Annotated in this window: 11 protein-coding genes; 4 read left to right on the top strand and 7 right to left on the bottom strand. The window is 45.8% G+C overall.

All coding sequences use genetic code 11. From position 1 onward, the window contains the following. Positions 1 to 527: 527 nt before the first annotated feature. From lpxM to znuA, 3 genes are all read right to left on the bottom strand, one after another. Positions 528 to 1493 carry a lauroyl-Kdo(2)-lipid IV(A) myristoyltransferase gene (lpxM, locus tag EOJ37_RS04730; protein ID WP_127958338.1) on the bottom strand — a complete coding sequence of 322 codons (966 nt, stop codon included), beginning with the start codon at positions 1491 to 1493 and terminating at the stop codon, positions 528 to 530. Positions 1494 to 1745: 252 nt separating this feature from the next. After that, complete coding sequence (gene mepM / locus EOJ37_RS04725; protein ID WP_127958336.1) at positions 1746 to 3128, bottom strand: murein DD-endopeptidase MepM; 1383 nt, start codon at positions 3126 to 3128, stop codon at positions 1746 to 1748. Between the two features lie 21 nt (positions 3129 to 3149). Next, positions 3150 to 4151: a zinc ABC transporter substrate-binding protein ZnuA gene (znuA, locus tag EOJ37_RS04720; protein WP_127958334.1), complete on the bottom strand. Its 1002-nt coding sequence runs from the start codon at positions 4149 to 4151 to the stop codon at positions 3150 to 3152. A 78-nt stretch (positions 4152 to 4229) separates the two neighbouring features. Here znuA and znuC point away from each other — a divergent pair, with 78 nt between their 5' ends. Both znuC and znuB read left to right on the top strand, forming a co-directional pair. Then, positions 4230 to 4991, top strand: a complete 762-nt coding sequence (znuC, locus tag EOJ37_RS04715) for a zinc ABC transporter ATP-binding protein ZnuC (RefSeq protein WP_127958332.1) — start codon at positions 4230 to 4232, stop codon at positions 4989 to 4991. Continuing rightward, positions 4984 to 5769 (top strand): zinc ABC transporter permease subunit ZnuB, encoded by a 786-nt coding sequence (znuB, locus tag EOJ37_RS04710; protein WP_127958330.1) that lies wholly within the window; start codon positions 4984 to 4986, stop codon positions 5767 to 5769. Before znuC ends, znuB begins: the two co-directional genes overlap by 8 nt. A 67-nt stretch (positions 5770 to 5836) precedes the next feature. Here the strand turns inward: znuB and EOJ37_RS04705 are convergent, their stop codons facing one another. Both EOJ37_RS04705 and tssH read right to left on the bottom strand, forming a co-directional pair. Then, a complete protein-coding gene (locus tag EOJ37_RS04705; protein WP_155522478.1) occupies positions 5837 to 6352 on the bottom strand; it encodes a fimbrial protein in 516 nt (171 codons plus the stop codon). A 525-nt stretch (positions 6353 to 6877) separates the two neighbouring features. Continuing rightward, entirely contained in the window at positions 6878 to 9511 is a 2634-nt protein-coding gene (gene tssH / locus EOJ37_RS04700; protein ID WP_127958328.1) for a type VI secretion system ATPase TssH, read from the bottom strand. Positions 9512 to 10028: 517 nt separating this feature from the next. Between tssH and ttcA the strand changes: the two genes are divergently transcribed. Both ttcA and EOJ37_RS04690 read left to right on the top strand, forming a co-directional pair. Then, positions 10029 to 10937: a tRNA 2-thiocytidine(32) synthetase TtcA gene (gene ttcA, locus EOJ37_RS04695; protein WP_127958326.1), complete on the top strand. Its 909-nt coding sequence runs from the start codon at positions 10029 to 10031 to the stop codon at positions 10935 to 10937. 269 nt (positions 10938 to 11206) lie between these two features. Next, positions 11207 to 11608: a VOC family protein gene (locus EOJ37_RS04690; RefSeq protein WP_127958324.1), complete on the top strand. Its 402-nt coding sequence runs from the start codon at positions 11207 to 11209 to the stop codon at positions 11606 to 11608. A 259-nt stretch (positions 11609 to 11867) separates the two neighbouring features. Here the strand turns inward: EOJ37_RS04690 and zntB are convergent, their stop codons facing one another. Continuing rightward, on the bottom strand, positions 11868 to 12851 hold the full coding sequence (gene zntB / locus EOJ37_RS04685; RefSeq protein ID WP_127958322.1) for a zinc transporter ZntB: 984 nt from the start codon (positions 12849 to 12851) through the stop codon (positions 11868 to 11870). Positions 12852 to 12927: 76 nt separating this feature from the next. Next, positions 12928 to 14493: a transcriptional regulator TyrR gene (gene tyrR, locus EOJ37_RS04680; RefSeq protein ID WP_127958442.1), complete on the bottom strand. Its 1566-nt coding sequence runs from the start codon at positions 14491 to 14493 to the stop codon at positions 12928 to 12930. Positions 14494 to 14736: the final 243 nt, after the last annotated feature.

Below are 14736 nucleotides of genomic sequence, written 5' to 3'. Positions count from 1 at the left end.
ACTGTGGACAATCTCAAAATAATCATCAGTCAATGTGTTAGCTAAAAACTCATTATCTCACCCTGATCAATAAGCACAGAGCAAAGTGTACTGATAAAATATCAGTGCAGCATCGTTGCTATGCCGGGAGGGAAAAGATTTTGGCAATAAAGTAGCATAATAATTTCCGAATCAATACGCTTCATCAAAAGAGGGTGATGAAGTCGATGTAATAAAGTTCGGGTTTATACAGCTCAGATATAGATGAAGTGCTGTTGCCCGCCATGTTCGGCAAGCAACAAATCAAAATAGATTGGTTAGCTTGCCTTAAATCATTTTGTGACGACTAAAACTGTCCAAGCTATTTCCTCTGTTTAAATTTTGGCGAGAGTATAGTCATGCAATCATTTCAAGTAAAGCCTATTTTATTAAACATATAATCAACCAAATGCAAATGGTTTGATCACCGAATGCAGACTGAAAAATAAATCAATAAATAACAATAACTTGATTATTCAGCAATAACTATTCACTGAGAGTGTAACTAGTTATAAATCGTGGCGCGAATATGGCTCAATTTCACCTGTTTTACGGGTTTTTAATAGCTTTAATATCCAGGTATATTGTTCAAGATTCGGTGAAATCAGGTGTTCGACTTCCTGATTCATTCGTCTAGCAATCGCCACATCATCCAAAGCTGGCAGGTCGTCCATTGGTGGGCGGATGTAGATCGCTAATCTGCTGGTTTTACTGTTATAGACCGGGAATAGCGGCACAATTGCTGCCTTGCAGACTTTCATGAGTCGACCAACTGCCGGTAAGGTTGCCTTATAGGTAGCGAAAAAGTCAACAAACTCACTGTGTTCTGCCCCGTGATCCTGATCAGGAAGGTAGTACCCCCAGTAACCTTGACGCACTGAGCTGATAAATGGCTTGATGCCATCATTACGTGCATGTAGCCGACCACCAAATTTGCGTCGAACCACATTCCACAGGTAGTCCACCAGCGGATTGCTCTGATTATGAAACATCGCTGCCATCGGTTGACCACTGGCAGCTAACAACATCGCGGGTAAGTCCACTGCCCATCCATGCGGTACCAGGAAGATCACGTTGCGCCCTTCCTGACGGATTTTGTCCAAGATCTCTGCGCCATGCCAGTCGACACGTTTTAATACTTTTTCCGCTTTACTGCGTGCCAATTCCGCCATCAATATCATCGACTGCGGTGCGCAGGCAAACATATCGTCGATGATCTGTTCTCGCTGCTGTTCAGATAAATCTGGCAAACAGAGCAGTAGATTGATGCGGGCACGACGGCGAGCGCTTTTCGCTACTTTACCGACTGTACGGCCAAGAGATGCTAGTAGGGGATCACGAAACCGGGCTGGCGGTAATGAGGCCAAAGCCATTAGGCCAACACCGAGCCATACCCCCCAATAACGCGGATGGAGAAAAGATTTTTCAAACTGGGGAATAAACTCAATGTTGTTGATTCTGTTATTTTCTTGCATGAACCTGTTCTTAACTGAATGCCTACAGAAGGCAGCACCACGAATGTTTTAGCCTTAAGGCTAATCCATTGTTTCACTGACACAACGCTTCAGTGGTGTTGTTACACCACATCAAACGTGTCCCCAGCTATCAGTTAGAAAAGAATAGCTGGGGAGTCGACAATACGGAGTTAATCACTGTTGGTCAACTCATGCTTCAATGCTGGCATCCGGCTTTAACCGATAAAGCCGCTAACCAAGGCAACACAATCGTTAGTTAAGCTGTAACTGAGATACAACTTCTTTCACTTGTGCCAGATAGTTAGCACGCTCTTCACCACTTAAGCCTTCGGCATATGGCAATTTAGCCATTAGCGGATTAACCGGCTGTTTGTTAATGCGCAGTTCATAGTGCAAATGAGGCCCGGTAGAGCGACCGGTATTGCCAGAAAGGGCGATACGATCACCACGTTTCACTTTATCGCCTGGGCTCACCAACAGCTTCTGTAAATGCATATAGTGCGTTGTGTATTGACGTCCATGACGGATCACGACATGGTTGCCTGCCGCACCACTGTATTTGGCCGTGACCACTTCGCCGTCGCCGACCGCTAATACTGGTGTCCCTATCGGGGTCGCAAAATCAACGCCTTTGTGCGGCGCAACTCGCCCTGTCACTGGGTTTACCCGATGCGGGTTAAAGTGCGAAGAGACACGATAAGGTTTAGCGGTTGGGAAACGCATAAATCCACTCGCCAACCCAGCACCCTGACGATCATAATATTTGCCATCATCGGCACGGATTGCATAATAATCTTTACCACCACTGCGCATACGTGCGGCTAACAGTTGGCTCTGTTCACTCTCACCATCAAACTCTTCACGCGAGAGCAACACCGTGAACTGATCACCTTTGCGCAATTTGTGGAAATCAAGCTGCCATTGTAATGCTTTAATTACGGCATTGGTTTCAGCACGAGATAGGCCAGCCTCGGTGGCGCTGTCGATAAAACTGCCACTCACCTGACCACTGAGCACAACGTTACGCCACTCGCCTTCCTGGATCTTTTGTGTCTCTTCAAACACATTTCCGACCCGATCATAGACGCGGGTTTCACGACGCGAAACTTGCCAGGTCAAACGCTGTAGTTCCTGTTTCTCGTTGCTTTCCCAAGAAAGTTGCTGACCAATCACCAAATTACTCAACCCGCTGTTTTGTGATGCCAACAAAGCAACATCAGACAGCGTGACACCATATTGGGTGAGGATGCTACTCAAGGTATCACCGCTAGAGACAATATACTCATGGGTGGCACTGTGAATTTCGTCGCGATCATCATCGCGCACATCGTCATTGGTTTCATCATCATTGATGTCGTCTGTTGCTTTCTGTTCCAGTTCGTCGTGCAGAATGTCTGTCACTTGAATCGGTTGCGCAACATCTACTGCTTCATTGGCTTCTGGCAATAGCAGTGCCTTTAACTGTTCAGGCTCTAAAGCTGCTCTTTTTACAATAAAGCTACTCTCTGGATGATAAACAGAAGGCCGCCAAGCGGCTACGACCAAGGTAACCGCTGTTAGTGACCCCAGCATAATGCGATGAGGTCGTGGCAGGTTGTTATACGCCAGAGCGATAGTTCGTACTATCTTCTGCACTCAATATTATCCTTATAATCTCTACTTCAGACAGCTCACGTACTGAGTAGATAGCGCGGTAAGAAACTGCACATAACTATGTTTCCCTAACGCGATATCGACTCCCAATGGATCCAGCACTCCCGAACGAACCTGAGTACCTTTAGCGACCGCATTGACCACGGCTGGTCTGAACTGTGGCTCGGCAAAAACACAAACTGCTTTATGCTCAAGCAATTTTTTCCTGATCTGGTGTAAACTCTGTGCGCCAGGCTGAATCTCGGGGTTAATGGTAAAGTGCCCTAATGGCGCTAGACCATAATGCCTTTCAAAGTAGCGATAAGCATCATGAAAAACAAAATACCCTTTACCTTGCACAGGCTTAAGCATTCTAACAAGATTTTTATCATTTTGCGCTAGTCGTTCCTCAAATTCATGAAGGTTTGCGTCTAATTTGTCCCTTTTTTCCGGCATAAGTTCCAACAGCCGCGCATGAATTGCTACTGCCGCCATTTTTGCCACTTCTGGTGACAACCAAATATGCATATCATACTCACCATGTTGATGATTGTGCGCGACATCTTCATTCTGTTGATGTTCTGTATCATCATGATGGTTATCCCTATTGGTTACAGCGGCATGGTCATGATGGTCATGATGGTCATGATGGTCATGATGGTCATGATGGTCATCATCATTTTTAATCAAAATCTTTCTAACACTCTCCAACTCACTCAACGCCAGTTGTTTATTGGCTGGGATCTGTTTCATCGCTTTGGACAAGAAAACTTCCATATCATTCCCAACCCACAGCACAAGATCCGCATTACGCAGCCGCTGAAGATCGGAAGGACGTAAAGAAAAATCGTGCGGCGAGGCACCATCTGGCAGTAACACCTCCGTTGTTGTTACGCCATCAGTGATGGCCGAAGCAATAAATCCCAAAGGTCGGACTGTAGTCACGACTGCAGCACTTGTCCCTTCAACTATAGTTAGCGTAGCAGCAATCACTGCCGCTTGCAGCCAGTTACGTTTTTGCACCATTTTGCTAAACTCCATTATCTCACATTGAAAATGTGATATTATAACATTCGTTTTTTTCTGCAAGATGTAAACTGAATCATGTCAATATTGGTAACACTAAAAAATATCTCCGTGTCATTCGGCGATCGCAACATATTAAAAAACATCTCTTTTGAGTTGCATTCAGGGCATATTTTAACTTTGCTGGGGCCTAATGGTGCCGGTAAATCAACCTTAGTCCGTGTTGTTCTTGGCTTGATTCGCCCTACGCAAGGCGAGATAACGTCACTAGCAGGCCTACGCATTGGTTACGTACCACAGAAACTTCACCTTAACAGCACGTTACCTCTGACTGTTAAGCGTTTTATGCAACTTAAGCCTGGGGTTGGCAAATCCGATATTCTACCTGCCTTACAGCGTGTCCAAGCAGCACACTTGATTGATCAACCGATGCAAAAACTCTCTGGCGGAGAGAACCAACGTGTACTGCTTGCACGTGCTTTACTAAATTCGCCACAACTATTGGTGTTAGATGAACCTACTCAAGGCGTTGATGTTAGCGGACAAATAGCACTTTACGATTTAATTGAAGAGCTACGCGCTGAACTGGGTTGTGCTGTTTTAATGGTTTCACATGATCTTCACTTAGTGATGGCAAAAACCAACGAAGTGCTCTGTCTTAATCAGCACATCTGCTGCTCTGGCACCCCTGAAGTGGTTTCGTTGCACCCCGAATTTATCGCTATGTTCGGCCAGCTTGGTAGCCAACACTTAGCCATTTATCGCCATAACCATAATCACCGTCACGATTTGCATGGCCGCATCATTCTAAAAAAAACGGAGAGCAGCACCGATGATTGAACTGTTATTACCCGGCTGGCTAGCCGGCGTGCTACTGGCTATTGCCGCAGGCCCACTTGGTTCTTTTGTTGTCTGGCGGCGCATGTCTTATTTTGGCGACACCCTAGCACACTCTTCTCTACTTGGTGTCGCCATCGGCTTGTTACTTAATGTCAATCCATTCTATGCGGTTGTTGCTGTCACGATTTTGCTTGCTCTGGTACTGGTTTGGCTGGAGCGTTATCCGCAACTCTCGCTTGACACGCTACTGGGTATTCTCGCTCACAGTTCACTGTCTCTAGGACTGGTTGTGGTTGCACTTATTGCTAATGTACGCGTTGATTTGATGGGTTATCTGTTTGGTGATCTACTCTCTGTTACCCATGACGATCTTGCAATCATTGCACTCGGTGTTGGTGCTGTGTTGCTGGTATTGTGCTGGCAATGGCGTAATCTGCTGTCATTAACCATCAGCCCTGAACTGGCTCATGTTGATCACGTCAATCTGGCACGGACACGCATCATTTTAATGCTGCTTACCGCGCTAACGATTGGTTTAGCGATGAAATTTGTTGGCGCTTTAATTATTACTTCACTGCTTATCATTCCAGCCGCAACGGCTCGTCGTTTTGCCCGCACGCCTGAACAGATGGCCGTGTATGCAATAACCGTCGGAATGATAGCAACAACGGCGGGTCTTACTTTTTCAGCCTATTACGATACCCCCGCAGGCCCTTCCGTAGTTTTAGCCTCATCATTGCTTTTTATATTCAGTTTATTAAAAAAAGCAGAGAGTTAACTTATCTTTGTCGCAAAAAAACGCCGGAATTTTCCGGCGTTGTATAGTCTAATGTCAAAGTCACACGCTAGTTAACGATGTAAGCAACAGTGATTGGAACACTATAATTACCTGTTTTTGGTGACGCAGTAGTCGAGCCCATACCAACACGGAACTCATACTTGTTCGGCCCCGATTTGCTAACCGGAACAGTGACACCTTTGCCGACCTGAACTTGTTGATTAGCATTTCCTTTGATCATAAACCCGACAGTATTATCAGCTTTAGAGACAAAAAGATTCTCGTTATTACCTGATGCCTGTCCTTGAATGATCAACTCCCCCACTTCATCGCCAGCACAGTTAGTCAACTCAACCGGTAAAGCGACAGTGCGCGCTGTTTGTGTATCTACAGCGAACTCTTTGGTTTTGAAGACACCAACATTCAATGTTGCCTGCCCTTTATTCGCCACCACGTCACAGGTGCTATTAGTGATAACACCATACAACAGTACTTCTGCATAAGGAGCAGCATTAGCGACCATTGCACTACCGGCTAAAGATGAAAACAGTACGGCCAGAATTACATTTTTTTTAGTAGACATGTTATATTCATTCCCTTGGTTTATATGAAAAAATTTAAAAAACAAAAAAGTCAACGAACGACGCTCTTTTTAACGATAGTCGCAATTAAAATCAACACCATACTTTCCGTGTTGTGATAATTATTTCTCCGATCATTTCCACTCTGAAGAGCTTGAAACGGATTCTATACGACCTTTTGACAAATTAAAATAGCTATAAACTGTCACAGCAATCGACATTGGCAGTCAATTTCACTATAAAAAGCAAAAATACCAAGAAGTAATTTGTTATTGCTAGATTTTTTTACCTGGATTCACAAATAATAACAACCGAGGGAAATAGCGTTAGATATCGGCTAATAAAAATATAAAGTAGAAGCTATCGCGATAAAAAACCCAACGACATCCTGGAAAGGTCACTGGGTTTTTTAGCAGTATATAATGTCGTTCTTTCTGTTGGATGAAAAATTTCAGCTAAGGCGTGTCTGAGCACCGTCCGCCACTGCACCTGGCGTCTAGCGTAGACTGATTCGATAGTGTCAGAACCTACTCGGTGCCGAACTCTAACACTATCCCCTCTTCCTCATCCCAATCAAGTAGTAATCTACTTAACGGCTGCTTTTCCGACAAACGGTAAAGCAGCTGTTGACTCAGGATCGGCAAAATTTGCTGGTTGAGCAGACTATCGATATTGCGCGCGCCACTATCTGGTAACAGGCAGGCGGCCGTGAGGTTAACACTCAACTGTTCCCCTATCTCCGTGCTGATTGCGTAATGGCGTTGCAAACGCTGGCAGACTTGTGCCAACTTCATCTCAACGATAGTGCGCATCGCTTGCTGGTCGAGCGGACGATAGATCACAGTTTGGAAGCGCGCCAACAGCGCCGGCTGGAAGTGGGCACGTAAAATAGGATGCAGTAACTGATGCAATTCACTCTCTGTTGTTTCAGGTTGTAATTCAAGTTGCTGCATCAATTGCTCACTGCCGAGATTGGCAGTCATTAATATCACTGTATTACGGAAATCAATTTCTCGTCCTTCTCCGTCGCGCATGAATCCTCGATCAAACACTTGATAAAACAGGTTGATGACATCGCGATGGGCTTTCTCTACCTCATCCAGCAGCACGACACTGTACGGTCGCTTACGCACCGCTTCGGTCAGCACACCACCTTGTCCATAACCGACATATCCCGGCGGTGCGCCCTTCAACTGTGAAACTGTGTGTGGTTCTTGATACTCAGAAAGATTAATCGTAATTAGCGATTTTTCACCGCCATAAAGTGTATCCGCTAGCGCCAGTGCCGTTTCCGTTTTGCCTACCCCACTCGGCCCCACCAGTAAAAATACGCCCAGTGGTGCATTTTCTGCGCTTAAACCGGTTTTCGCCGCTTGTAGCTGCTGCACAATTGCGTTGAGTGCTGTCGATTGTCCAACAACCCTGTGCGCTAGTTGTTGTTCCAGCATCAACAGGTCATTTTGTTCATCTTTTAATAGACTCGATAGCGGTACTCCGGTCCAGTCTGCGATCACTGCCGCGACTGCACGCGCATCAACATCGAGTGTCAGTAGTGGATTGCCACGATGCAGAGTGTCCAGTTCAGCATAGAGTGCACGCTGTTGAGCGTGGCTCATGTCACCACTGCGACACGCTTTTAGCTTTTCAACCAACTGTTTTTCATCTTCAAACTGCTTACTCAACTGCTGCTGTTGCTGCTGCAATTCAAGCTGACGTCGTTCAATCGCTGCTATGCGAGCAGTATCGATCTGGCCACCTACTTTTTGATCTTGAAGGAGTTCTTGTTGTTCCATCTCAAGTGCCATCGATTCTGCCTGTAGCACTGTCAGTGGTTCTGGGAGCGTATCCTGGCTCATGCGCACTCGTGCTGCCGCTGTGTCGAGCAGATCGACTGCCTTGTCCGGCAGTTGTCGTCCAGCCAGATAACGACGTGACAACGTCACCGCCGCCTGGATCGCTGCACCACTAATGTGAACACCATGATGTTCGGCATAACGTGCTTTCAAGCCACGTAACATTAAACAAGCTGTCTGATCATCGGGCTCATCAACCTTTACCATCTGGAAGCGCCGTTCAAGCGCCGCATCACGTTCAAAATACTGCTTATATTCACTCCAAGTAGTTGCTGCAATCGTCCGTAGTTCACCGCGTGCCAGTGCTGGCTTTAATAAATTCGCCGCATCAGCAGCCCCCGCCTGATTGCCTGCCCCAATAATGGTATGTGCTTCATCAATAAATAATAAAATCGGAGTGGTGGATTGTTGTACCGCCTCGATAATGCCTTTCAACCGTTGTTCAAACTCGCCTTTAACACCCGCTCCAGCTTGTAACAGACCTAAATCCAGCGTACGTAAGGTGACACTTTTTAGGCTTTCAGGAACATTACCCTCGGTAATGCGCAGTGCCAAACCTTCGACTAACGCGGTTTTACCGACACCGGGTTCACCAACCAAGATCGGATTGTTTTTTCTTCTACGACAGAGGATGTCCATCATTTGGCGGATTTCACTATCACGGCCAAATACCGGATCAATTTTTCCCTCTCTGGCTCGTGCAGTCACATCAATGGTGAAACGCGTTAAACTGGCATCGGGTTGCTGGGAGGTGATTGCGGCTTTTTCCACGCCTGTACTTTCACCAGGCTGCTGAGCAACATGGACTGAAGTAGCGACTTGCGCTGATCCAGGCTCAATTTTTTCGTCTGATTGCGCATCAAGTATTGGGCGTAATCTGGAAAGTTGCGTTGGAGTTACGGTTAGCAATCGCCACAAGCCATGACAATTAACCAAACTTGGGTTTTCAATCATCGCTGCCAGCAGGTGATAACTGCGTATCTGGTGATCGTCTGCCAATGTCGCCATCAGCCAAGCCTGTGTCAGTAACTGCTGTAGTGTTGGGGAGAGTTCTGGCTTACTCCGCACAGATCGCGGCTGCTGTTCAAGCCATTGCAGCAGTGCTTGCCAAATCGCTTCCAGATCCCACTCATAACGTCGTGCGATCACCGTTAAATCTCCCTCACCTAATTCAAGTAACTTTAATAACCAGTGCTCCGGCGTCACCTGGGCGTGTGCGCGTGTTTGGCACAATGACACGGCACTTTCTAATGCACGCGCAGAAAACTCATTTAAACGGCGTAATAACACGGCTGTCCGATTTTCCATATCTATCATCTCATTGGTTATATTCTGGTTGACGAGCTGCACACCAGGCGGCTGATTTTAACTATCACCGATCAAAAACAGTCATTCATTCCCCTGGCTAATAGCCCAAATAAAAAATTTACCTGATGTGCCTCGGCACTGAATCACCCTGTAAAATCACCTCCATTAATAAATTAATTATTACTTATGTATTAATAGCAAATCAATACAGCATCAGGTCAATCAAGTGACTATCCAGTGACATAATGGTTTATTTTGTAACAAAAAAATAAATAAAGTAGATAACAGAAGAAGCGTTAATTGAATGGGAATACTTCAAATCAAGAAATAATGTAAATATATTTATCACCCCGATCGCTTGTAGGGTGATTGAAATTGTTGTCAACACTCGCACATCACACCATCGAGCCAAGTGATCATCACAAGGAAAAAATGCACTAAGCACTGACATTCAGCGATGCAATCGGTACCATACCGCTCATCATTACCGTGAATCTGATACCCGCAAGAGAAGCCCGTGCTAAATCAAAAACAGCAATACAACCTGAATAAGCTGCAGAAGCGTTTGCGCCGTCATGTCGGCGAGGCGATCGCCGACTTTAACATGATTGAGGAAGGCGACCGCATTATGGTCTGTCTCTCTGGTGGCAAGGACAGCTACACCCTGTTGGAAATCCTGCGTAACCTTCAGCAAAGTGCCCCAATCAATTTCTCATTGGTTGCTGTCAATCTTGATCAAAAGCAGCCTGGTTTTCCTGAGCACATTCTGCCTGATTACCTTTCCAAATTAGGTATTGAATACAAAATCGTGCAGGAAAATACCTACAGCATCGTGAAAGAAAAAATTCCTGAGGGAAAAACCACCTGCTCGCTCTGCTCACGCCTACGCCGTGGCATTCTCTACCGCACGGCCAGTGAGTTAGGCGCCACGAAGATCGCGCTAGGTCATCACCGTGATGACATCCTACAAACACTGCTATTAAACATGTTTTACGGTGGCAAACTAAAAGGGATGCCGCCGAAGCTGATCAGCGATGATGGTAAACATATTGTCATCAGGCCGCTCGCTTATTGCCGAGAGAAAGATATTGAACGTTTTGCTATCGCCAAAGCGTTCCCTATCATTCCGTGCAATCTTTGTGGTTCACAACCCAATTTGCAGCGCCAAGTGATCGCTGAAATGCTGCGTGACTGGGATAAGCGCTACCCCGGGCGAATTGAGACTATGTTTAGCGCAATGCAAAATGTGGTGCCATCGCACCTGTGTGACGGTACGCTGTTTGACTTTAAGTCAATCGCTCATGGTGATGCCATAGCGCATGGGGGCGATCTGGCTTTTGATCGCGAAGAGTTACCTGCTCAAACGCAACGCTGGCAAGAAGACGATGATGATAATTTGCGTTTAGAGATTGTTGAGATCAAATAATCTGTCTTGATTCAAGCTAAATTTGCCTGGGTTGCTTCTTTACCCAGGCGCTGTTTTTTTACATTCTGTTTTTTTCCATTTTTTCTCATAGAGTTAACAACGCTTGCCAATCCCACCAGCATAGTCTCTCAATTCTGCCATCCCGTTTTTATCGACTTGCCGATCAAAATAAAAAGTCGTGAAGCAGTTCACATTTATCAAGCAAGTTGATTGGCAGTAGTATTAAAGTAATGAATACTGTTTATATATACAGTGAAAAGGAGAGCATTATGAGTACAACTACACCTTGCCTATGTCATGTTTCATTAGGCACCAATCAGTTCGAGGCAGCAGCTCAATTTTATGATCGTGTGCTCAGCACACTCGGTTGCCAACGTCTATTCGAATATCCAGCCGCTATCGCTTATGGCAAAGCGTTCCCTGAATTCTGGATACAAGCACCGTTCGATGGTCAACCTGCTACCACTGGAAATGGCGTTCATATCGCTTTTTTTGCCGCTAACAAACAGCAGGTTGATGATTTCTATCAGCAGGCATTAGCCGCTGGTGCTAAAGATGATGGAGCACCAGGGCCACGTCCCCTGTATGGTAATGCATACTATGGTTGTTTCGTGCGTGACTTGGATGGACACAAAATCGAAGCCAGTTTCTGGGATACTACAGTCAGTTAACTGGCAGATTGGATTAGGTTACATCCCAGATTTCCAGTGCGGATAAGACAGATACAGACCGAAAAAAATGCCGACATAACTGTCGGCATAGTATGAAGAAACCTGCTATTTGACAACAACAAAATAGAGAAGTAAGACAATCACCGAGCACAACGCCCATCGCTTAGCGTTGTATTCACCTGCGCCAGTGACAGTACTCGCTTCTGCCGTTGTGAGTGTTGACATTGCTCAATCTTTGCTTTTTTACCACCACGACAACCTACAACCACCTACTGCGTCTTAACCACCAAGCCACAATAGCAATCAGCAACAGCAGTAATACACAAAAGGTAGCAAAAGCAACTGGGCTGGCATTACCAGGAATGCCTCCGAGGTTTACACCAAACAGTCCAGTTAGGAATGTGGTCGGCAGAAAGATCATCGCCATGATTGACATGGTATAAGTGCGCCGGTTCATCGCATCTGCCATTAGTACGGTAATTTCATCCGCCAGAATGGCGGTACGTGCAATACTGCCATCGACATCATCCAATCCCCGCCCTAATCGATCCGCTAAGGCTTGCAGACGATAGCGCTGTTCATCAGTGATCCAAGCAAGACGTTCTATTGCCAAGCGAGAAAACACATCGCGCTGAGGCGCCATATAACGACGCAACACAATCAGTTGCTTGCGAATTAACGCCAGTTGACCACGTTCAGGAATGAGCTGCTCAAGTAATGCATCTTCAAGATCGATAATTTGATCATGAAGTTGCTCAATAAATTCAATTACCTGGTCAGTTAAAGCATCAATCATTTCCACCAACCACTGCGCAGTGCAACTGGCTCCACTGTGATTATACAAATCACTCATCACGGCTTCGATAGCGTAAAATTTTCGATGGCAGGTAGAAACAATTAATTTATCAGTAAGATAGATGCGTACCGTGACCAATTGATCCGGACGTGAGTCACTGTCTAAATTGATGCCTCGCAGTGTAAGCATCATTCCTTCTGATAGCCGGTTTACCCTTGGCCTTGTGCTGGCACCCGATAACGGTTCTCTCACTAACTGAGGTAGCACTGCTGTCGTCGATATCCAGTCTATGCTCGCTGGATGCTGATAATCCAAGTGTAACCAGCAGGGCTTCTCACTGGTCGCAGTCTCTTCATTATCAATCGGGGTACATCCCCCCTTACCATCGAATTGACAAGCATAAGTTGCATCAACAACCTGTAATTCACGCCCAATAATTGTCTCCATTGCCCCCCCTCTGTTTCTGTAGCATTAACAGAAAGTCTAGCGTGACTATCAAGTTGTATCACTTGCAGATCAGCATTTATTTATCACCTTTCGGAGACTTACGCTGATTTAATCCATATTCACGCAACTTGTTCGCAATCGCCGTATGAGAAACCCCTAAGCGTTTAGCCAACTTACGGGTACTTGGGTAGGCACGATAAAGGCGGGTTAAAATCGAGCGTTCAAAACGTTTGCTGATCTCATCCAATGAGCCTTCCAGCACATCGTCACCGAACGACATATCGACATCAAATGTTGGTAGTTCAATGTCTTCTGCTGTCAATTCGTAGCCGTTCATCTGTGTCAAGGCACGATAGATAGCATTCTTAAGCTGACGCACATTACCTGGCCAACTGTATTGGATCAGAAATTCATCAAGGCCGGGAGCCAATCTCGGCTGAGCAACCCCCTGTTCATCGGCAAAGCGTGCAACAAACAGTTCAGTGAGCGGCATGATATCCTGCAAACGCTCCTGCAAAGGTGGCAAATGAATGGTCAAGACATTCAGTCGATAGTAGAGATCTTCACGAAACGCGCCACTCTGCACCAGTTCGATCAGATTTTTCTGTGTCGCACAAATCACGCGGACATCAACCTGAACCTCATGTTCCTCGCCCACACGTCGAAATGTACCGTCATTCAAAAAACGAAGCAGTTTAGTCTGCATTCGTGGTGACATCTCGCCAATTTCATCCAACAGTACCGAACCACCATTTGCTTGTTCAAAAAAACCTTTCTTCCCTTCAATCGCATTAGGATAGGCACCAGGAGCATGTCCAAACAGCTCGCTTTCAACCACATCGTCAGGCAGTGCGGCACAATTGAGAGCTAAAAAGGGTTGTTGGCCACGTGTGCTGTGTAGGTGACACGCCCTAGCCAACATATCCTTGCCGGTGCCAGTATCACCGACTATCAACAACGGTGCGTCAAGCATGGCCAGTTTGCGTGCTTGTTCCAACACCTGGCGCATGTTTGCACTCACGGCAATGATCTGATCAAATTCTGCCACTTTTTGCAGCGCTTGCTCAGCAGACTTGCGCTTAGCAGCCACCGTGTTGAATGTGACCAATGCGCCAATCGGCAGGCCAGGTGCCTCCTCTTCTTCAGGCTGAACTGGGGTAATTTCCATCAAAAACTTCTGATTGCGGATCAGCACTTGCTCAGTATGAACCTGAATATTTTCACTATCCCAAGAGCGGCCAAAATTGTATCCATTGATCAACTGTGCCAGGGTTTGATGTGAAATCTTATCCTGCGAAATCTGGAACAATTGCAGCGCTGCGCTATTTGCCAACACCAGACGCCCTTTGATATCTATTGCCAATACCGGTTCTGTGCGCGCCTGTAGTAATGTCCTTAACGCCCCTAATTCAAGTTCAGAAGGCATAAAGCTCACGGTACGAACATCACTAATACCGCTAATTCGGCGAATTTCCGCCATCAAAGTGCGAAAACTGTCAAAATCCTGCTCAGAAAATTTGAGGTAGATCCGGCCAGCAGCGTAGATTTCTATGCCGCGCAAATCGATATTGCGTGATACCAAAAGATCAAGTAACTCTCGGGTAAGACCGAGACGGTCTTGGCAAAACACTTCTAAGCGCATCAATATTGGCCTCATCTTTACGAGTACTGCGGATGATAATACCCTCTCAGCCGACGCAGAAGAAGTTATCTGTCAGTAAAAGTTGACATCTTTAACGCATTTCAATTTACATCAATATGTTAAAATCAAAAAAAAGCAAAACTTATATCTGGTTAATTTTAACATATTGCTATTTTCAACTAACAAACAGCCCCTATGACCAATTTAAAAACCAAGAGCAGCCTATTATTGCTGCTCATGGTG

This window comes from Serratia microhaemolytica (assembly GCF_004011885.1).
Lineage (GTDB): Bacteria > Pseudomonadota > Gammaproteobacteria > Enterobacterales > Enterobacteriaceae > Serratia_G > Serratia_G microhaemolytica.
Note: the sequence above shows the minus strand (reverse complement) of the source record. Positions and strands in the feature narration are given on the sequence as shown.